This window comes from Gloeobacter violaceus PCC 7421 (assembly GCF_000011385.1).
GTDB lineage: Bacteria > Cyanobacteriota > Cyanobacteriia > Gloeobacterales > Gloeobacteraceae > Gloeobacter > Gloeobacter violaceus.
In genome coordinates this window covers 3,192,939-3,210,771 of the sequence record NC_005125.1, presented here as the reverse complement: position 1 = coordinate 3,210,771, position 17,833 = coordinate 3,192,939, and the positions used below count along the sequence as shown (strand labels likewise).

Below are 17,833 nucleotides of genomic sequence, written 5' to 3'. Positions count from 1 at the left end.
GATGTGGTGTTCCTCCCCACTGTACCGCTAGGCGTAGGAGCGCAGCGACAGAGGCGTGAATTCGACGTTGTGGGAGCCGGTGTAGACCTGGGTGGGACGGAAGATGCGGTTGTCGGCCAACTGCTCGTGCCAGTGGGCGAGCCACCCCGCCACCCGCGAGATGGCGAATACCGGGGTGAACATGTCGGCGGGAATGCCCATCTTTTCGTAGACCAGACCCGAGTAGAAGTCGACGTTGGGGTAGATGCCCTTTTGGCCGAGCAACTCGTCGCAAACGCGCTCGACTTCGACGGCGATGTCGTAGAGGCGGCTGTGGCCGAAGCGGTCGAACAACTCCTGGGCCAGATTCTGCAAGATCGTGGCGCGCGGGTCTTTGACTTTGTAGACCCGGTGGCCGACGCCCATGATTTTTTCCTTGCGGGCGAGGCGATTCTCGAGGTAGGGGCGGACGCGCTCGATGGTGCCGATTTCCTTGAGCATGCGGATCACCTCTTCGTTGGCGCCGCCGTGGAGCGGGCCTGAGAGGGTGCCCGCCGCCGAGGTGATCACGGTATAGGGGTCGGCCAGGGTGGAGGCGGTGACCAGGGCCGAAAAAGTCGAGGCGTTGACGGTGTGCTCGGCGTGCAGCATCAGACAGACATCGAAGATGCGCGCCGCCCGTGGGTCGGGTTCCTTGCCCGTGAGCATGTAGAGAAAATTGGCGGCGTGGCCCAAGTCGTCGCGCGGCGGGATGGGATCGTTGCCCAGGCGCATCTGATGAAACGTCGCCACCATCGTCGGCATCTTCGCGAGTAGGCGGATAGTCGAATCGTAGGCGTATTTTTCTTTGCTCTCGTTTTGCAGCGGATAAAAAAGCCCCAGCGCCGCGATGCACGACTGGAGGGCCACCATCGGCCGGCCGCTCTCGGGGAAGCTTTTGATCATGTCGCGGATGCGGTATTTGACCCGCCGGTGGCCCAGGATCTCGACTTCGAAGGAGAGCAGTTCGTCCTTGGTGGGCAGGTGGTCAAAAATCAATAAAAAGGCGGTCTCTAAAAACGTGCTCGACTCGGCAAGCTGGTCGATTGGGATGCCGCGGTACTCCAGGACGCCGGCTTTGCCGTCCACGAAACTGATATTCGAACGGGTTGCAGGGACGCCTTCCAGACCAGGAACATACTCGCCGCTCATAATTGCCCGTCCTTTCCAAAGCGTGTGTGTAAAATTCGCGAACGGCGCTTCCGGTTTAAAAAGGCGGCAGCAGCCCCATACGATCGCGGATGCGCTCCAGGGTGAGCCCGGCCACCTTCGAGGCGCGCAGGGCGCCTTCGCGCAGGATGCCCTCAAGATAACCGCTCTCGCCCGCAATCGCGTCATAGCGCTCACGGATGGGACGTAAATATTCAATGACCAGGTCGGCGAGTATCGGCTTGAAACGTCCAAAACCGGCGTCGGCAAAGCGCGCTTCGACCGCCTCGGGACTTTCGCCCGAGAGCAGTTGGTAGATGGTGAGCAAGTTGGTGCACTCGGGCCTGGCCGGGTCGAATTTGAGACCCATCACCGCGTCGCTCTTGGCGCGCTTGATCTTGTCGCGCAGCTTCTCGGGCGCATCGAGCAGGTTGAGGCGCGAAAGGTCCGACGGGTCGGACTTGGACATTTTGGAGGTGCCGTCCTGCAGGCTCATCACCCGCGCACCTTCTTTGCGGATGAGCATCTCCGGCACCCTGAGGCTCTCGCCGTAGCGGTCGTTGAAGCGGCGGGCAATATCGCGGGTGAGTTCCAGGTGCTGGCGCTGATCCTCGCCCACCGGCACCAGGTGGGGTTCGTAGAGCAGAATGTCCGCCGCCTGCAGTACCGGGTAGTCGAATAGCCCGATACCCACCTCCTCGCCCAGCTTGATCGCTTTTTCTTTGAACTGGATCATCCGCTCCAGCCAGTTGATGGGCGTCAGGCAGTTGAACAGCCAGGTCAGTTCGGTATGGGCGCTCACGTGGGATTGCACGAATACCGTCGAGCGCTCCGGGTCGATGCCGCAGGCGAGATAAAGCGCGGCTGTGCGGCGGGTGGCCGCGCGCAATTCGGCCGCCTCCTGCGGGACGGTGAGGGCGTGCAGATCGACCACGCAGAAGTAACTGTCGTACTGCCGCTGTTCGCTCACCCAGTTGCGCACCGCCCCCAGGTAGTTGCCCAGGTGCAACTGGCCGGTGGGTTGGGCTCCTGAGAGGATGCGCTTGGGAGCAGTCGAATCGTCGGGCATGGCGGCGGTGGCGAAACGGGCTTTTCGATTTTACCGCCCCGGCGGCGAGCGGCCCTCCGGTTGCCAGGGCTCACGCCCGGCCCCTACCATCGAAGCAGCGGTACGGGGGCTTATGGGGCGGGATCTGCGCACGTTTTTGCAACTATTGGAATCGCGGGGCCAACTGCGGCGGATTAGCGCTCCGGTCGAGCGGGACCTGGAGGTGGCCGAGATCGCAAATCGCCTGCTCGCCGCGGGCGGTCCGGCGCTGCTGTTTGAAAATGTCAAAGGTTCGCCCTTTCCGGTGGCGGTCAACCTGCTGGGCACCGTGGAGCGGGTGGTCTGGTCGATGGGTCTCGAAGAGCAACAGCAACTGGAAGCCCTGGGCGAAAAGCTCGGCAAGCTCCAGAAACCCCGCCCGCCGCGCAGCCTCCAGGACGCCCTCGAATTTGCGCCGCTGCTGTTCGATGTGATCAAAGCCCGTCCCGGGCGGGTGCTCTTCGCCCCGGAATGCCAGCAGGTCGTCCTCGAAGGCAAGGCCGTCGATCTCGACCGCATTCCGATGATCCGCCCCTACGCCGGGGACGCGGGGCGCATCCTCACCTTCGGTCTGGTGATCACCCACGACCCGGAGGACGGTACCCCCAACGTCGGCATCTACCGCCTGCAGCAGCAAAGCCGCGACACGATGACCGTCCACTGGCTTTCGGTGCGCGGGGGGGCTCGCCACCTGCGCAAGGCCGCCGAGCGCGGCCAAAAATTGCCCGTGGCGATCGCCGTCGGGGTCGATCCGCTCCTGGTGATGGCCGCCGCCACGCCCATCCCGGTGGAACTGTCCGAGTGGGTCTTCGCGGGCCTCTACGCGGGCGAAGGGGTGCAACTGGCCCAGTGCCGCACCTCGGACTTGCTCGTGCCCGCCCACAGCGAATTTGTCCTCGAAGGGACGATTACCCCCGGCGAGGTGCTCCCGGACGGCCCCTTCGGCGATCACATGGGCTATTACGGCGGCGTCGAAGATTCGCCCCTGGTGCGCATCCACACCGTCACCCACCGCCACGACCCCATCTACCACACCACCTTCTCCGGCCGCCCTCCCAAGGAGGAGGCGATGATCGCCATCGCCCTCAACCGCATCTACACGCCTTTGTTGCGCGCCCAGGTACCGGAGGTGCGCGACTTTTTTCTGCCCATGGACGCGCTCAGTTACAAACTGGCGGTGCTCTCGATCAAAAAAGCTTACCCGGGCCAGGCGCGGCGGGCGGCGATGGCCTTCTGGACGGCCCTCGCCCAGTTCACTTACACCAAGTTCGTGATCGTCGTCGACGAGGACATCGACATTCGCGATCCCTCCCAGGTGGTCTGGGCCATCGCCTCCAAGGTCGACCCCGAGCGCGACCTGTTTGTGATCCCCCGCACGCCCTTCGATACGCTCGATTTTGCCTGCGAGCGCATTGGCCTGGGGGCGCGCCTCGGCATCGACGCCACCACCAAGATCCCCCCCGAGACCGACCACGCCTGGGGCGAACCCCTGCGCGCCGACCCGGCCACCGCCGAGCAGGTGAGCAAACGCTGGGCCGAGTACGGTCTGGGCGACATTCCCCTGGGCGGTGTCGACCCCCGCGCCTGGGGCTACAGCGGAAAGTAAACCCGTGCAACAGACCCTGCGCCCCGAGCAAACCCTGCTGCCCTATCACCTGCTGAAGTGGCTGGTGGTCAGTCCCCTGCTGCACACCGCCCTGCGCATGCGCATCACCGGCGCCGAACACGTCCCGCCCAGCGGGCCGGTCATCCTCGCCTCCAGCCACGCCAGCCACCTCGACCCCGTGATCCTCGCCAACTGCGCCCGGCGGCCGGTGGCCTTCATGGCCAAAGAAGAACTCTTTCGCGTGCCCGTGCTCAAATCGCTGATCCGTGTCTACGGCGCCTTCCCGGTCCGGCGCGGCACCGGCGATCGCGGCGCCATCCGCACCGCCCTCGAAGCGCTCGAAGCCGGTTGGGCAGTAGGCATCTTCGTGGGCGGCACCCGCACCGCCGATGGCCGCGTTGCCACCCCCCAGCTGGGCGCGGCGATGATCGCCGCCAAGGCCCAGGTACCGATCGTCCCCGTCGCCGTCGGCGGCACCGGCCGGATCCTCCCCAAAGGCAGCGTCCTGCCCCGCCTGCACAGCGTCGCAGTCGCCTTCGGACCGCCCCTCGACCCGCCCGCCGACACCCGCCGCGCCGCGCTCGAGGCGGTGACGGCGCTCTGCACAGAACAAATACACCATTTGCTGGAAGCCGGAGCCGCCACCGCCGACTGAAGGCCCCCCACCGTCCGAGAGGCACACGGGGATCAAGATGATCCCCGCGACAGATGGATCTCAGCCCCGCTCACCCTACACTAAGAAATAATTCAAAGCCGCAACACTTTTCTTTTTTGTTGACTGATTGGTTAAATTTTGTTAAATAAATTAGAGACCTTGAAGCGGATTTAAGCGGTCTTGCCTTCGGAGTATATGGAGAAAGACATGTCATCTTTGGTCAAAATTCAGCTTTCCGACCCCCAGCAGCGGCGCGGTCGGACCAGCCAGGCCTCTCTTGAAGATTCCGTCGGCCAGTTTTTGCGCGAAATGTCCCGCTATCCGCTGCTCACTTCCGAGCAAGAGGTCGAGCTGGCCCAGGTAATCGCCACCGGGGGGTCGGAGGCGGAAGCGGCCAAGCGCCGCCTAGTGCGGGCGAACCTGCGGCTGGTCGTCTCGATCGCCAAAAAATATCTCAACCGCGGCGTGCCGTTTCTGGATCTGATTCAAGAAGGGGCCATCGGCCTGATGCGGGCGGCGGAGAAGTTTGACTTCGAGCGCGGCTTCAAGTTCTCGACCTACGCCTACTGGTGGATCCGCCAGGGGATCACCCGCGCCATCGCCTCGCAGTCGCGCACGGTGCGCCTGCCGGTGCACATGGTGGAGAAGCTCAACCAGGTCAAGCGCGTTCGCCGACAACTCACCCAGGAACTGGCCCGCAAACCCACCAAGCCCGAGATGGCCGAGGCCCTTGAACTTGACATCGACAAGCTCGATGAGATTCTCGATGCCGGTCGGCGCACCCTGTCGCTGCACGTCAAAGTCGGCAAAGAAGAAGACACCGAGTTGCTGCAGCTCATCGAAGACAGCGACACGATCTCCCCGTCGGAGGTGCTCGATCACAATTTGCTTGTCGAGCAGATCGAGTCGCTGCTGCACCTGTTGACTCCCCGCGAGCGCGACATCATCGAGTTGCGCTTCGGGCTGGCCGACGGCAACAGCTACACCCTGGCCGACATCGGCGAGATGTATAACCTCTCGCGCGAGCGGGTGCGCCAGATCCAGGCCAAGGCGATGCGCAAGCTGCGCCACCCCCGTCGTCAGGTGCTCCTGCGCGATTGGGCCGAGGAGTGAATCTTAAAAGCGGCACCCTTCACCCTGCTGTACTGCAGGTGGAGGGTGCCAAAATGGGCGTTATGGATGAGCTGATCGAGGCGGAACCTTACACGCTCGAGGTTCTCGAGCCGCCTCCGGATGTCGAGCAACTGCTGCAGGATCTGCGCTGCGCGGACGTCAACCGGCGCATGCTTGCCGCGCGTGCTTTTTCGGAGATTCAAGATGCGCGCGCTGTACCTGCCCTCATCGAAATGCTGAACGACGATTGTCCGCTGGTGCGGGTGAGCGCCGCCTACGCCGTCGGCCGTAATCCTTGCTCTGAGGCGGTCGAGCCGCTGATCGCCGTACTGGACCGCGATTGGAACGGGTATGTACGCAAGGGCCTGGTCTGGGCCCTAGGAAATTGCTGCGACGCGCGCGCCTTCGACTCGCTTGTTGAGGCTTTGATGACCGATATTCCGGCGGTCCGGTTGTGGGCGGCCAGTGCCCTCGGTCAGTTGGGAGATCTGCGGGCCCTGGGTCCGCTCAGCATCGCCCTGGCCAAGGACCCGTTTGCGGTGGTGCGCAGCAACTGCGCCTGGGCCCTGGGCAGGCTCGGCGACGTTCGGGCGGTGCCGAGCCTGCAGAGGGCACTCGGCGACGAAGATTTGAGTGTACAGCTTGATGCCCGCGAAGCTCTGGAGACCCTCGGATACCACCATGAAGCAGACAGCGCCGACCTCTTTGAAATCTGCTGAAACCGATCCGCTGCTGGGTCTTGCCCTGGGCGCGATGGCCCTGGCGGCGGAGGCCGCCTTGCGCCTGGCGGGCGCCGCCCAAGGGCAACTTCTCGAAGCGAGTGCCGAAAGCAAGCAGTACCTGGGTTCGCGCTTGCTTCCAGAAGTGGAAGACACGTGAAACTGACTGACCAAACCGGCTAGCGGCGGGCGCGAGGCCGCAGAAACAGCACCACCGCCGCGAGAATCACCACCGCCGCCGCTCCGAAGCCAAACAGCGAAGCGAGGTTGGTGTCGGCCGCGAGCGCCGTTGTTGCAACGCGCGCCTCGTCGATAGCGAGCGCGTCGCCGGATCCCAGGTTGACACGCAGTACTGCGCTGAGGTTGGTCACTTCGCCGTCGAGTTCGGCGGCTTCGCTGGTCGAATCGAAATTCGACTCCTCGCCCTCCGATTGGACCGGCGCCAGGCGGATCTCCCCGGCGGCTTTGCCGCCTGCAGTGGCGCTCAGGCGATTTTCGGGCACTTCGAGGGCAAGGCGCGCGTCCTCGACATCGGTGATCTGTCCTTGGTAGCGCACCGCGGTGCGCGTGCGCGGGCCGATGGCCTCGAATCTGGAACTGGCAAAAGTCACGGCAATCTCACCCGGTTCACCCGCGTTGGTCAGGGCCGGCAGCGGCCCTTCCCCGCCGGGCACGCCGCTCAGGGTGAGGCTGTGCTGTTTGGCCGGGGTGGTTTGCTCGACAAGCAGCAACCGCACCTCCACCTCACCCACCCCACCCTCGTAGCGGATGGTGCCGGTTTGTTTCTCCCGGTCGAACTTGCCGCCGTCTTCGATCTCAAGCGTCTGTCCGGCGGCGGCCACCCGCAGGGTCAGGGCCGAGGCCGGGTCGTGCCGACCGAATAGTCCAACGAGCGGCAGTGCGAATATCAGCGAATACCGACAGGATCGAAGCATTTTGTCAGGATAGCGGATCTGTGTGGAACCGACGCGGCGTGCATCGGTATGTTACACCTGGTTCGGAACATTTTCGGGATCGTCTTTTGAACCACCGAACGTTGCCGTTGCTGGCTGCCTTTGTCATCGGATCGGCCGCGCCCGTGGCCGCCCTCGATGGCGTGGTGAGCACCGCTCATCCTTTGGCCACCGAGGCGGGTATCGAGATGCTGCGCAAAGGCGGCAACGCCGTCGACGCCGCCATCGCCGCGAGCCTCGCCCTGGGTGTGGTCGAGCCGCAGTCCTCGGGAATCGGCGGGGGCGGCTTCGCGCTGGTGTGGCTCGGGCGGACCGCCGAGGCGCGCGTTCTCGACTTTCGCGAAGCGGCCCCGGGTCAAGCCGCCGCCGCGATGTATCTCGACAAGGCAGGCAAGGTGATCCCCCGGCTGTCGCTCGACGGTTACCGGGCGGCGGGGGTGCCCGGCCAGGCGGCGGGGCTGGTGAAATTGCAGCAAGCCTACGCGGCCTTGCCGCTTGCAACGCTCGCTGAACCGGCCATCCGCCTGGCCAGGGAAGGCTTTTCACTCAGCGATCTGGTGCGCGGCCGGATCGAGGCTGCAGCCGAGCGGCTGGGGCGAGATCCGGAGGCAAGCCGCGTCTTTCTGGTGGAGGGCAAAGCTCCCCCGGCGGGTTATCGCCTACGGCAGCCGGATCTGGCCCGCACCCTCGAACTGTGGGTCAACAGCGGCGGCGACAGTTTTTATCGGGGCGAGACGGCGGCGGCGATGGCGGCGGCGATGACTGAGCGCGGCGGGCTGGTCTCGCGCGCCGATCTCGAAAGCTACAGCCCTGTCTGGCGCACGCCCCTGGTGGGCAGTTACCGGGGGGTGCCGGTGGTGACGATGCCGCCTCCAGGCAGCGGCGGGGTGCTCCTGGAGATGCTCAATACCCTCGAAAACTTTGATCTGGCCGCCCAGACGCCGCTATTGCGCACCCACCTCACCGCCCAGGCGATGAGCCGCGCCTACGCCGACCGCTCGCGCTTCTACGGCGACCCGGCCTTCGTGCCGGTGCCTCTCGCCGCGCTGGTGGCCAAAAGCTACGGGGCGGCCCAGAAAAAAACGATCTCCCTCGAACGGGCCACCCCTTCAACCCAGATCGTGCCGGGCAGCTTGCTCAGCCCCGCCCTCCTGGCCGGATTCCAGAGTTGGGAAGGCCCGCGGCCGGTCGAAAACACCAGCCACCTGAGCACCATGGACGCCGACGGCAACACCGTGGCCCTTACCCAGACGATCAACGGCGGCTTCGGCGCGGCGGTGGTCGCCCCCAAAACGGGCATCCTGCTCAACAACGAGATGGACGATTTTGCCGTCGCCCCCGGCGTGCCCAACCTGTTCGGCCTGGTGGGCAGCAAGGCCAACGCCATCGCCCCCGGCAAGCGGCCGCTCTCCTCGATGACCCCGACGATATTGCTGAAAAACGGGCGACCCTGGATCGCTCTGGGTAGCCCCGGCGGGGCGTTTATCACCAACGCCGTGCTGCAGACGATTCTGGGCGTGCTCGATTACCAATTGTCCCTGCCGGAAGCCGTGAACGCTCCGCGCATCCACCACCAGTGGCAGCCCGACCGATTGTTCGTCGAAAAAGCTTATCCAGTTGCCCAGGAAACCCTCTCTGCCCTGGGTTATGGTCTGCGCGCCATCGATGCGATGGGCAATGTCCAGGCAGTTCAGTACGCAGGCCGGTTCGTGGGGGCGAGCGACGGGCGCCGCGAGGGCACCAGCGCCATCTGGCAAACGCCCGCTAGGGCTGCTTCTCCGGCTGCTTCGCCGCGTCGCTGATCTCAAGAGGCGGCGGCTGCACCGACTCGACGACGTCGTAGGACCGGTTGGGAGTGGTCTGCGTCACCGGGGGCTCGGCAAATTCGCGCTTGACCTCGCGCTCGAAGTCGCGCGAAACGTCCTTGAGCCCGCGCATCACCTTGCCGACGTTCTGGGCCAATTCCGGCAGCTTCTTGGGTCCAAAGACCAGCAGGGCGACCGTCCCGATCACCAGCAGCTCCAGCGGACCGACACCGAACAGTTCCATCGAAGTGACCTTCTCGCTTCGTCAAGTATAGAGCAGGCCCCCGCCCACCCAGGGACAGGGGAAGGCTCCAGCTCCAAAAGATTAGCGCGATTGCGGGTAGTAACCGTAACCCTGACCGGCCGGGCTTTGCGGCACGCCCTCGTTGACGCCTTCAAGCAGCAAGGAGTTGTTGGCAATCTGCAGGATGATGATGAGAAAGACACCAAAAAGGGCAATCAAAGCTCCCATGATCGGGGTGGTCCCCCAACCGGGGCTGGCCTTGCCAATCTCGGAGTTGAGCGGCTTCAGTCGGTCTCCTAACCAGGTCCTACGGGCCATCAGTGCACCTGTCACAATGAATGTTTCTAAATTATACGTATTTTATCGAGACCCAACTTAAACCCGGACTTTTTGATCGAAGCGATCGTAGAAGCCTGCGGTTGCACGCGGTCGGCAAACCTGACACACTGGAGAGGCAAGTTCACATTTCGAAACAGCCATGACCGTAGCGCAGGTTTTCGTCGTCGGCATTCTGGTGGCACTGGTACTGATCACGGCCTTCGCCGTGTACACAGCCTTCGGTCCGCCCTCCAAGAAACTGGCTGATCCTTTTGAGATGCACGAGGATTAATCGCTTTAGCCGCGCGCATCAGAACTGCACCCAGCCAAAAGGCCACCCGATGGGTGGCCTTTTGTGCTTTTGTCCGAATCTTCCGCAAACCTGACTATTTGCTCTTCTTCTCAGGAAAGAAGACGGCAAAGAAGATAGCCAGGATGATGAGGGCCAGAATCAGGACGTAGGTGATGGTGGTGATACCGCTCGAACCCATATCGAGAGTGCTCCTCTGAAAGTAACCGTGGCAAGGGCAAAAACGACGGCCGGGGGGGCGTGTGCCCCCCGCTCATCCTAAACTAGGCCGCCTCGGTCTCATCTCTGCGGGTGGTCGGGTCGCCCAGTTTCTTGAACACGCCGTATTCGAATTCTTCTTCCTGGCGGGTCGGGTCGACGCCGGTGAACACATCCAAGAAGAGCGTGCGCGCCCCGTGCCAGATGTGCCCGAAGAAGAACAGCAGCGCGAAGATGCCGTGGGCCAGAACGAACCAGCCGCGGGTGCTGGTACGGAAGACACCGTCGGCGTCCTTGGTGTCGAACTCGATGAGTTCACCCAACTGGGCGCGCTTGGCATAGCTCTTGACCTGGGCCGGATCTTCGAAGCTCTGGCCGTTGAGCTTGCCGCCCACGAACGACACCGTCACACCGGTCTGCTCAAAGCTGAGCTGCGACTCGGAGCGCTGGAAAGGAATGTCGGCGCGGGGGATGTTGTTGCTGTCGACCAGGACGACCGGCTGGGTCTCGTAGAGTGTGTTGAGGTGAACAACCCGCAGCTCGCGGCCCTCTTTGTCCTTGAAGACGGGCTGACCGAGCCAGCCGGTCGCCACACCGTCGCCGTTGTTCATCGGGCCGCCGCGGAACAGACCGCCCTTGGCGGGGCTGTTGCCGACGTAGTCATAGAACCGCAGGCGGAGCGGTACGGCGTTCTCGGCCTCGGCGCGGCTCATGCCCTTGGCCACGTTGGCGGTCACCAGCTCGTTAACTTTCTTGTCGTAGACCTGGGCGTCCCAGAAGTAGCGCACCGGGCCGAACAGCTCCACCGGGTTGGTGGCGGTGCCGTACCAGAAGGTACCGGCCACCACGAAGGCGGCAAAGAAGACCGCCGCCAGGGCGCTCGCCAGAACCGTCTCGATGTTGCCCATGCGCAGGGCGCGGTAGAGCCGCTCCGGCGGTCGCACCGCGATGTGAAATATGCCGCCCAGGATGCCGACGATACCGGCGGCGACGTGGTGGGCGGCGATCCCCGCCGGGTTGTAAGGGTTGAATCCATCCGCACCCCAGGCAAATCCGGTCGGTACCACGACTCCCAGGGCTTCTGGATTCATGCCTTGCAGCAAATTGCCGTACTTGCCCAGCTCGACGTAGATCGGGTCGGCTGAGACCCACATGCCGATGGTTTGCATGTGCACAGCACCGAAGCCGAAGCAGGCGAGCCCCGAGAGCAGCAGGTGAATGCCGAAGATCTTGGGCAAATCCAGACCCAGTTCGCCGTTGCGGGGGTTGCGAAACAGTTCGAGATCCCAGTTGACCCAGTGCCAGCAGGCCGCGAGGAATAACAGCCCCGAGAGCACAATGTGGGCCGCGGCGACCCCTTCGAACGACCAGAAGCCGACGTTGGCGACGTTGGGGTCAATCCGGTTGCCCAGACCGTCGGCAGTAAAAGGACCAAAGACCGACCAGCCGGACCAGGAGTTGATCACGCCGAGGCGGGCCATAAACGGAATGACATACATTCCCTGCCGCCACATCGGGTCGAGAACGGGATCTTCAGGGTTGAAGACAGACGCTTCGAAAAACGCCATCGAGCCCGCCCAACCGGCCACCAGTGCTGTGTGCATCAGGTGTACCGCAATCAACCGTCCCGGATCTGAGGTGACAACGGTGTGCACCCGATACCAAGGTAGTCCCATCGATCTAGTCCTCCTTTAACTACTCCAGAAGCAACCAGGATCCTGATGTCCAAAGTGCCTATACTGCTTTTGCCAACGCGGTCCGCTTTTGTGGTTGCCCCAGCTGTTGGAAAACAGTATAAAGAAGTGTAACCAATGCTCAGCAAGAGTGCAACTCTTTTTTACGGCCCTTTACCGCTCCGTAACACAGTCGGGGATCAAGGGGAGTTGCCGTTTCCCGTACCGCTGAGATTCCGAAGCCAGAGGGAAGATGGCCACGATCCATTTCGAAGCCGAAGGCACAACCGCCTATGTGATGGACGGTACGATCCTGCGCGATGCGATGCTCGAAAAACGCATCGATCTTTATAAGGGTATGGCCAAGGTGCTCAACTGCGGTGGGGTGGGCCAGTGCGGCACCTGCATCGTCGATATTCTCTCGGGCATCGAACACTGTTCGGAGCGCACACCGGTAGAGGATCAGAAGCTGCGCAAGAAGCCCGCCACCTACCGCCTGGCTTGCCAGACCCTGGTCAATGGAGAGGTGCGGGTGCGTTCAAAGCCCTGATCGTCGCCGGTGGCGCTCCCTGGTGATATCCTGTGTGGAGGACGCGCGCCTGAGGCGATAGAGATTCGATGAACATTGCACTGCTTGCGATTGCTTTGCTGGTCCTGGTCTGCTGCGGCTTTCTGGTGATTGTCTGGGTCCAGTCCGAGAACAAGTAAGCCCGCGCCGGTTTTTGCAGGTTTGTTGATTTGCTGAAGCAGACTGTCCGCGCTATCGCTGACGGTTCAATTTAAGTTGGGTTTCCCGGTGCCGCGGTGCCCTCATCGCGACCGCGGTGCATCGGTTGAGAATTTCTTCGCGTAATTTCATCTCTCGCTGGGTATTCGAAAGTTCGGAGGGCTGTCCATGCCTGAAATTTACAACAGTTCACAGCCATAGTCGCCTTGCGAACGCATAAACATTCTGGGCTGGGCATACAACAGTGTGGCAGCCCACCATCTCCCCCATTTGCGGTAGTTCTGCTGCGGGGTTCGTCCGGTGGTGGCCCACACTACCCCCTACATCGGCAGGGTTTGGCCCATGCACACAAATTTATCGACATGGAACCATGCTTCGTGCGGCTTTGTGCCCCTGCGCCGAAGCCGCTTGCTCCAGCTGTTGATCCTGCTTACGGTCGCCCTGGTCGGCATCCTCGGCCGACCGGCTCTGGCCGGAACAACTGAACAAGTCTTTGCGCCGCATCAGCCTGCGAACTTGCCGTACTCGCTGGGCAAGCAGCGGGCGCCGATGGACGCCGTTTCGGCTCTGCTCGGCGCTCCGGATGGATTCAAGCGGCCCGCTGCAAGCGGTGTCAGGCTTGCCCAGGCCGTACCCGCCAACGACAACTTTGCCCAGCGCGAGGTGCTTGGCGGCGTTCCGGCATCGACGACGGGTACCAACGTCGGTGCCACAAAAGAACCCGGCGAGCCGGACCACAACAACAACTCCGGCGGCGCGTCGGTCTGGTACACCTGGACGGCACCCACTTCGGGCTCGTACATCATCAACACCAGCGGCAGCAATTTCGACACAATTCTGGCGGTATACACCGGGAGTGACGTTGCTGCCCTGACGTTTGTCGCCTCCGACGACGATTCTGGCGGTCTTGGCACCAGCCAGGTCATCTTTGCGGCCGTGGCAGGTACTGTCTACCAGATAGCCGTCGACGGTTTTTCGGGCAGTACCGGCAGCATCGTCCTTTCGCTCGCCGAACAGTTGCCGCCGGCCAACGACGATTTTGCCGACCGCGAGACGATCAGCGGCGCTTCGGCATCGGTAACCGGCACCAATGTCGGAGCCACCAAAGAACCGGGTGAACCCGATCACGGCGGCAACGGCGGCGGCGCTTCGGTCTGGTACACCTGGACGGCACCGACGTCGGGATCGGTGTTTTTGGATACCTGTCCCAGTTTCTTCAGCACTGTGCTGGCGGTGTATACGGGCGATTCGGTCTCCGCCCTGACACCGGTGTCCCAATTGAGTTCCTGCCAACAAACGCTTTCGGTCCTAGCCGGCACGACTTACCAGATAGCCGTGGACGGCTTCAACTTCGGCTCCGGGCCGTCCACGGGCACGATCAACTTGAACCTGTCGTTCTCCGAACCGCCCACCAACGACGACTTCGCCGATCGCGAGACGATTAGCGGTACTGCGGCGACGGTGATGGGCACGAACGTCGCGGCCACCAAGGAGCCGGGCGAACCCGACCACGGCGGCAATGTCGGTGGTGCCTCGATCTGGTATACCTGGACGGCGCCTTCTACGGGCACGGCCAGCCTGAATACCTGCAGCAGCTTTTTCTCCGTGCTGCTGGGAGTCTACACGGGCAATGCCGTTTCCGCCCTCACCCCAATCGCTTCGATCGGTTCTTGCCAGTTGAGTTTCAGTGCTGCAGCCGGCACGACTTACCAGATAGCCGTGGACGGCTTCAACTTCGGCTCCGGGCCGTCCACGGGCACGATCAACTTGAACCTGTCGTTCTCCGAACCACCCACCAACGACGACTTCGCCGATCGCGAGACGATTAGCGGCAAGTCGCCCTCGGTGAGCGGCAGCAACTTCGGGGCTACCAAAGAACCGGGCGAACCGGACATCGCCTTTATCCCGGGCGGCGCCTCGGTCTGGTATACCTGGACCGCCCCCCAATCCGGCGAAGTCATCGTCAATGTCTGCAACAGCTCCTTCGACACGGTTCACGCTGTCTACACAGGGGCCTCGGTTTCCGCCCTGACGTTTGTGGCAGGCTCGGACTTCTGCGAGTTCTCCTTCAGTGCCGTGGCGGGTACCGCCTACCAGATTGCGGTCGACGGCTTTTTCGGCAGCACCGGCACCTTTACCCTGGCGCTGACGTTGGCACCGCCTAACGACGATTTTGCCGCCGCCACGGTGATTCCCAGTAAGCGGCAACCTTTACTGTACGTGCAGCGGGCCGGCAACGAAGGAGCGACCAAGGAATTCGATGAACCCGAACATGCCGCCAATCCCGGCGGCAAATCGCTCTGGTGGACCTGGACAGCCGCTACCACCGGTCCGGTCAGCGTTTCCACCAAAGGCAGCAACTTCAACACGCTGCTGGCGGTTTACAAAGGTGACTTGCTTTCCTCGCTCATCCTGGTGGCCGCCAATGACGACCTGCCCACCCGTCCCCAAAGCGGCGTGACCTTTACTGCCGTAGCCGGCAACACCTACAAGATCGCGGTGGATGGCTCCAGCGTCGATTTTGGGACTGCAGCTTCGGGCAGAGTGCTCTTCTCGCTGATCAGCCAGACCCAGTCGCTTGCTACAAGCGACATGAACGGCGACGGCAAGGCCGACAGGTTGGTAAGAAACCACCAGAGCGGCACCAACAGTCTGCAGTTGATGGACGGCGACCGCGTGGTGCGCACGGTGGCCCTGCCTACCCTCGGTGAGGGGCTCTGGCTGGCTGGTGCTACCGGAGACTTTAACGGCGACGGACACCGCGACATCTTCTGGCGCAACCACGCCACGGGCGAAAACGGTGTCTGGCTGATGAAAGGTACACGGCGCCTATCCACAGTGGTCTTGCCCCCGCTTGGGGATCTGCAATGGCAGATGGCCGGCACCGGCGATTTCAACGGCGACCGCAAGCTGGACATCGTCTGGCGTCATCCCGACGCAGCTAAGGGCTTTGTCTGGCTGATGGACGGCACCAAGGTGCTAAAAGCCCTCCCCACCCATCTGTTCACGCGCAAGTAGCGAAGAGCTCTCTTCGCCGATTGGCCCAACCCCCGCAGCCCCGCCTGCGGGGGTTTCTATTTTCAAAGCCCAGGGGACGGAACGACAGCTACTTTGGGGCTCGGATGTTTCTGCCTCCAGGCGGAATCGGCTTTGACGACAAAGGCTGCACTATTAGACCGAGTACCGTTTGCCGCAGTGACATTTAAGGAGTCCCCAGATGCGCAAGTTTGTCGCTCTTCTTGCCGGTGTCGCTCTCATCGGCGGCTTCGCCCCGCAGGCGATGGCCCAGACCGGTTCGATGGAAAAGACCGAGAGCAAAACCGGAGCCCAGACCAAAACGACAACCAAAGAAGACAGCAACAGCATGGGCGAGATGCGCGAGCGCCAGGTCGAATCCGACAAGCGTGCCAAGACCCAGCGCTCCGAAATGGGCAAAGAAACCAGGGAAAAGACCAGCGAAGTGAAGAAGGAAGTGGAGAAGCCTTAGCGGCTTTGCCGCCATCTAATCGGCACCCCGGGCGGCCACGCAGATCCCCCACAAGGTGAGATGGGTGTCCTGCACATCGAATAGGTCCGGTAGCCACCGGTGGACGCGCTCGCTGTCGCCGCCGGTGGCTACGCTTATGCCGCCCGGATACTGCCGCTTCCAGGATTCGAGAAATTGCGCAAGACCTGCGAGGGTCACCCGCACCACACCGCTTTGAATTGCTGCTTGGGTGGTGCGGGCCAATAGCGGCGGCCAAGGTTCGGGCAAGTCCACCGCCGGTAAGGCGGCGGTGAAATGTTCCAGGGCGCGCAACTGCGTGCCCAGCCCCGGCAGGATGGCCCCGCCGCAAAAGCGGCCGAACTCATCGACCGCACTCAGGGTGATGGCGGTTCCGAAGTCAGTCACCAGGGCCGGGCAACCGTAAGCGTCGGCGGCGGCGATCAAATTCAGTGCCCGGTCGATTCCGAGGGTGGGATACGTACCGGATAGGGGCACATCCGCAAGGTTCAAGATACGGGCATGGGGCAAGGTGCGCCAGCGCTCCAGATGGGTGGTCGTTACCGAGGCGACTACGATTTGCTCGGCCGCATCTGGAGCCTGCGCGTCCCAGTGAGTGAGCGGAAAATCCAGCGTCCGCACCAGCTTTGTTCCGGTGAACCAGCCCCAGTGCTGGCGGCTGTTGCCGATATTGACTGCAAGCCACACGGCGGCCGTCCTATTCGCCGAAGCGCCAACGGGCAAGTTTGTCGCGCACCGTCGGATCGAGTCGGTCGGCGAGTTTATTGCTTGGCCGGGCTTTGCGGTTGCGCAGGTCCTCGCGCAGCTGGCGGCGGGCGGCTTCAACTTCTTTGAGCAGCTGCTCGGAGGATAGCCAGTCGGCCCCCTGGGCAAGTACGAGCACCTGCTGCGCCCGGTCGGAGGTGGCCACCATCACCCGGCGACGCCGGTTCTCGCGCAGCAACTGGTAGCTGTACTGCTCGATAAAACTGTCGGCGGTCTGTTCGTAATCGGTAAAGCACACTTCAAGGTGGGGCGTCTCGCTCGCGCGTACCAGCGGCGAGGTGACCAATTGGGCGTCGAAGACCAGCACCGCGCGGTAGCCGCGAAAACTGGCGTAGCCTGCCAGTTGCTCGACAAGCTCGTTTCTGGCCGCTTCCAGACTGTGGCGGTCGCGCAGCCGTGCCAGCCTGGGCCAGGCCCCGACCACGTTGTAGCCATCCACCAGTAAAATCGTTTGCACTGCCGCTTCGGAAACGGGCCTTTGTATCAATCTTGTCACATTCGGCGATGAAAATCCTGTTGCCCGACGCCGAGGCGACGCGAACGCTGGGGGCGCGGTTGGCCGAGTGCTGGCAGCCGGGCGTGGTGCTGCTGTTTGACGGCGATCTCGGTGCGGGCAAGACGACCTGCATTCAAGGATTGGCTGCGGCGCTCGGCATCGAGGAACCGGTCACCTCCCCCACCTTCGCTCTCATCGAAGAGTACCCGCAGGCAACACGGCCGCTCGTCCATGTCGATCTGTACCGGCTCTCTCCCGAGGAGGTGCCTGCCCTCGGCCTGGAGGAAATGTGGGACGCCCGGACAATAGTCGCGATAGAGTGGGCCGAGCGACTGCCGTTTATGCCTGGGGAATATCTGCGTATATTTCTCGATTGGCACGAGCCGCGCAGTGCTTGCCTGAACGCCCACGGTCCATCTGCTGCAAGCTTTTTGGGGTGTTTGAGCAAGTACTGTCGGTGGCCCTAAGCCGGTATGGGCACATGCCTTAACG

The 17,833-nt window shown here is 62.8% G+C and carries 21 protein-coding genes; 12 read left to right on the top strand and 9 right to left on the bottom strand.

Features of this window, described 5'->3' with window-relative positions; genetic code table 11:
• Positions 1 to 27 precede the first annotated feature (27 nt).
• Together GLL_RS15540 and trpS are read right to left on the bottom strand one after the other, a co-directional pair.
• Complete coding sequence (locus GLL_RS15540; RefSeq protein ID WP_011143005.1) at positions 28 to 1,170, bottom strand: citrate synthase; 1,143 nt, start codon at positions 1,168 to 1,170, stop codon at positions 28 to 30.
• A 55-nt stretch (positions 1,171 to 1,225) separates the two neighbouring features.
• Positions 1,226 to 2,236, bottom strand: a complete 1,011-nt coding sequence (trpS, locus tag GLL_RS15535) for a tryptophan--tRNA ligase (RefSeq protein ID WP_011143004.1) — start codon at positions 2,234 to 2,236, stop codon at positions 1,226 to 1,228.
• A gap of 112 nt (positions 2,237 to 2,348) precedes the next feature.
• On the opposite strand from trpS, the gene GLL_RS15530 reads away from it, so the two are divergent.
• The 5 genes from GLL_RS15530 to GLL_RS15510 all read left to right on the top strand — a co-directional run bounded on the left by GLL_RS15530 (position 2,349) and on the right by GLL_RS15510 (position 6,507).
• Positions 2,349 to 3,860 carry a UbiD family decarboxylase gene (locus tag GLL_RS15530; RefSeq protein ID WP_011143003.1) on the top strand — a complete coding sequence of 504 codons (1,512 nt, stop codon included), beginning with the start codon at positions 2,349 to 2,351 and terminating at the stop codon, positions 3,858 to 3,860.
• 4 nt (positions 3,861 to 3,864) lie between these two features.
• Positions 3,865 to 4,515 (top strand): lysophospholipid acyltransferase family protein, encoded by a 651-nt coding sequence (locus GLL_RS15525; RefSeq protein ID WP_197530016.1) that lies wholly within the window; start codon positions 3,865 to 3,867, stop codon positions 4,513 to 4,515.
• Between the two features lie 207 nt (positions 4,516 to 4,722).
• On the top strand, positions 4,723 to 5,628 hold the full coding sequence (locus GLL_RS15520) for a sigma-70 family RNA polymerase sigma factor (RefSeq protein WP_193345471.1): 906 nt from the start codon (positions 4,723 to 4,725) through the stop codon (positions 5,626 to 5,628).
• Positions 5,629 to 5,690: 62 nt separating this feature from the next.
• The gene (locus GLL_RS15515) at positions 5,691 to 6,347 is read left to right on the top strand and encodes a HEAT repeat domain-containing protein (protein ID WP_197530015.1); all 657 of its coding nucleotides are present in this window, start codon (positions 5,691 to 5,693) and stop codon (positions 6,345 to 6,347) included.
• Positions 6,334 to 6,507 carry a hypothetical protein gene (locus GLL_RS15510; RefSeq protein WP_164929163.1) on the top strand — a complete coding sequence of 58 codons (174 nt, stop codon included), beginning with the start codon at positions 6,334 to 6,336 and terminating at the stop codon, positions 6,505 to 6,507. Before GLL_RS15515 ends, GLL_RS15510 begins: the two co-directional genes overlap by 14 nt.
• Before the next feature lie 19 nt (positions 6,508 to 6,526).
• On the opposite strand, the gene GLL_RS15505 is transcribed toward GLL_RS15510, so the two are convergent.
• The gene (locus GLL_RS15505) at positions 6,527 to 7,282 is read right to left on the bottom strand and encodes a hypothetical protein (RefSeq protein ID WP_011142998.1); all 756 of its coding nucleotides are present in this window, start codon (positions 7,280 to 7,282) and stop codon (positions 6,527 to 6,529) included.
• 86 nt (positions 7,283 to 7,368) lie between these two features.
• Here GLL_RS15505 and ggt point away from each other — a divergent pair, with 86 nt between their 5' ends.
• Positions 7,369 to 9,102, top strand: a complete 1,734-nt coding sequence (ggt, locus tag GLL_RS15500) for a gamma-glutamyltransferase (RefSeq protein ID WP_164929162.1) — start codon at positions 7,369 to 7,371, stop codon at positions 9,100 to 9,102.
• Here ggt and GLL_RS15495 read toward each other — a convergent pair.
• Positions 9,065 to 9,349, bottom strand: coding sequence for a TatA/E family twin arginine-targeting protein translocase (locus GLL_RS15495; RefSeq protein WP_011142996.1), 285 nt, complete (start codon positions 9,347 to 9,349; stop codon positions 9,065 to 9,067). The two genes, ggt and GLL_RS15495, sit on opposite strands and share 38 nt — an antisense overlap.
• A gap of 81 nt (positions 9,350 to 9,430) precedes the next feature.
• Positions 9,431 to 9,667 carry a photosystem II reaction center phosphoprotein PsbH gene (gene psbH, locus GLL_RS15490; protein WP_011142995.1) on the bottom strand — a complete coding sequence of 79 codons (237 nt, stop codon included), beginning with the start codon at positions 9,665 to 9,667 and terminating at the stop codon, positions 9,431 to 9,433.
• A gap of 160 nt (positions 9,668 to 9,827) precedes the next feature.
• Between psbH and psbN the strand changes: the two genes are divergently transcribed.
• Positions 9,828 to 9,959: a photosystem II reaction center protein PsbN gene (psbN, locus tag GLL_RS15485; RefSeq protein ID WP_011142994.1), complete on the top strand. Its 132-nt coding sequence runs from the start codon at positions 9,828 to 9,830 to the stop codon at positions 9,957 to 9,959.
• A 94-nt stretch (positions 9,960 to 10,053) separates the two neighbouring features.
• Here the strand turns inward: psbN and GLL_RS15480 are convergent, their stop codons facing one another.
• Together GLL_RS15480 and psbB are read right to left on the bottom strand one after the other, a co-directional pair.
• Complete coding sequence (locus GLL_RS15480) at positions 10,054 to 10,158, bottom strand: photosystem II reaction center protein T (protein ID WP_011142993.1); 105 nt, start codon at positions 10,156 to 10,158, stop codon at positions 10,054 to 10,056.
• 82 nt (positions 10,159 to 10,240) lie between these two features.
• The gene (psbB, locus tag GLL_RS15475; RefSeq protein ID WP_011142992.1) at positions 10,241 to 11,851 is read right to left on the bottom strand and encodes a photosystem II chlorophyll-binding protein CP47; all 1,611 of its coding nucleotides are present in this window, start codon (positions 11,849 to 11,851) and stop codon (positions 10,241 to 10,243) included.
• A 250-nt stretch (positions 11,852 to 12,101) separates the two neighbouring features.
• Between psbB and GLL_RS15470 the strand changes: the two genes are divergently transcribed.
• From GLL_RS15470 to GLL_RS15455, 4 genes are all read left to right on the top strand, one after another.
• On the top strand, positions 12,102 to 12,398 hold the full coding sequence (locus GLL_RS15470; protein WP_011142991.1) for a 2Fe-2S iron-sulfur cluster-binding protein: 297 nt from the start codon (positions 12,102 to 12,104) through the stop codon (positions 12,396 to 12,398).
• A gap of 68 nt (positions 12,399 to 12,466) precedes the next feature.
• Positions 12,467 to 12,556, top strand: a complete 90-nt coding sequence (locus tag GLL_RS23775) for a photosystem II reaction center M protein (protein WP_011142990.1) — start codon at positions 12,467 to 12,469, stop codon at positions 12,554 to 12,556.
• Positions 12,557 to 12,962: 406 nt separating this feature from the next.
• The gene (locus GLL_RS15460) at positions 12,963 to 15,593 is read left to right on the top strand and encodes an FG-GAP repeat domain-containing protein (protein WP_164929161.1); all 2,631 of its coding nucleotides are present in this window, start codon (positions 12,963 to 12,965) and stop codon (positions 15,591 to 15,593) included.
• A 199-nt stretch (positions 15,594 to 15,792) separates the two neighbouring features.
• The gene (locus GLL_RS15455; protein WP_011142988.1) at positions 15,793 to 16,062 is read left to right on the top strand and encodes a hypothetical protein; all 270 of its coding nucleotides are present in this window, start codon (positions 15,793 to 15,795) and stop codon (positions 16,060 to 16,062) included.
• A 15-nt stretch (positions 16,063 to 16,077) separates the two neighbouring features.
• On the opposite strand, the gene GLL_RS15450 is transcribed toward GLL_RS15455, so the two are convergent.
• Complete coding sequence (locus GLL_RS15450) at positions 16,078 to 16,767, bottom strand: pantothenate kinase (RefSeq protein WP_011142987.1); 690 nt, start codon at positions 16,765 to 16,767, stop codon at positions 16,078 to 16,080.
• Between the two features lie 10 nt (positions 16,768 to 16,777).
• On the bottom strand, positions 16,778 to 17,302 hold the full coding sequence (locus GLL_RS15445) for an NYN domain-containing protein (protein WP_011142986.1): 525 nt from the start codon (positions 17,300 to 17,302) through the stop codon (positions 16,778 to 16,780).
• Between the two features lie 47 nt (positions 17,303 to 17,349).
• Here GLL_RS15445 and tsaE point away from each other — a divergent pair, with 47 nt between their 5' ends.
• Positions 17,350 to 17,808 carry a tRNA (adenosine(37)-N6)-threonylcarbamoyltransferase complex ATPase subunit type 1 TsaE gene (tsaE, locus tag GLL_RS15440; RefSeq protein WP_011142985.1) on the top strand — a complete coding sequence of 153 codons (459 nt, stop codon included), beginning with the start codon at positions 17,350 to 17,352 and terminating at the stop codon, positions 17,806 to 17,808.
• Positions 17,809 to 17,833 lie beyond the last annotated feature (25 nt).

What these genes read in the sequence shown, in the direction of transcription:
- GLL_RS15520 (WP_193345471.1), top strand. Translation starts at nt 4,723, where the DNA reads ATGTCATCTTTGGTCAAAATTCAGCTTTCCGACCCCCAGCAGCGGCGC.
- GLL_RS15495 (WP_011142996.1), bottom strand. Translation starts at nt 9,349, where the DNA reads ATGGAACTGTTCGGTGTCGGTCCGCTGGAGCTGCTGGTGATCGGGACG.
- psbN (WP_011142994.1), top strand. Translation starts at nt 9,828, where the DNA reads ATGACCGTAGCGCAGGTTTTCGTCGTCGGCATTCTGGTGGCACTGGTA.
- GLL_RS15515 (WP_197530015.1), top strand. Translation starts at nt 5,691, where the DNA reads ATGGATGAGCTGATCGAGGCGGAACCTTACACGCTCGAGGTTCTCGAG.
- GLL_RS15480 (WP_011142993.1), bottom strand. Translation starts at nt 10,158, where the DNA reads ATGGGTTCGAGCGGTATCACCACCATCACCTACGTCCTGATTCTGGCC.
- trpS (WP_011143004.1), bottom strand. Translation starts at nt 2,236, where the DNA reads ATGCCCGACGATTCGACTGCTCCCAAGCGCATCCTCTCAGGAGCCCAA.
- psbH (WP_011142995.1), bottom strand. Translation starts at nt 9,667, where the DNA reads ATGGCCCGTAGGACCTGGTTAGGAGACCGACTGAAGCCGCTCAACTCC.
- GLL_RS15530 (WP_011143003.1), top strand. Translation starts at nt 2,349, where the DNA reads ATGGGGCGGGATCTGCGCACGTTTTTGCAACTATTGGAATCGCGGGGC.
- GLL_RS15455 (WP_011142988.1), top strand. Translation starts at nt 15,793, where the DNA reads ATGCGCAAGTTTGTCGCTCTTCTTGCCGGTGTCGCTCTCATCGGCGGC.
- tsaE (WP_011142985.1), top strand. Translation starts at nt 17,350, where the DNA reads ATGAAAATCCTGTTGCCCGACGCCGAGGCGACGCGAACGCTGGGGGCG.
- GLL_RS15470 (WP_011142991.1), top strand. Translation starts at nt 12,102, where the DNA reads ATGGCCACGATCCATTTCGAAGCCGAAGGCACAACCGCCTATGTGATG.
- psbB (WP_011142992.1), bottom strand. Translation starts at nt 11,851, where the DNA reads ATGGGACTACCTTGGTATCGGGTGCACACCGTTGTCACCTCAGATCCG.
- GLL_RS15505 (WP_011142998.1), bottom strand. Translation starts at nt 7,282, where the DNA reads ATGCTTCGATCCTGTCGGTATTCGCTGATATTCGCACTGCCGCTCGTT.
- GLL_RS15540 (WP_011143005.1), bottom strand. Translation starts at nt 1,170, where the DNA reads ATGAGCGGCGAGTATGTTCCTGGTCTGGAAGGCGTCCCTGCAACCCGT.
- GLL_RS23775 (WP_011142990.1), top strand. Translation starts at nt 12,467, where the DNA reads ATGAACATTGCACTGCTTGCGATTGCTTTGCTGGTCCTGGTCTGCTGC.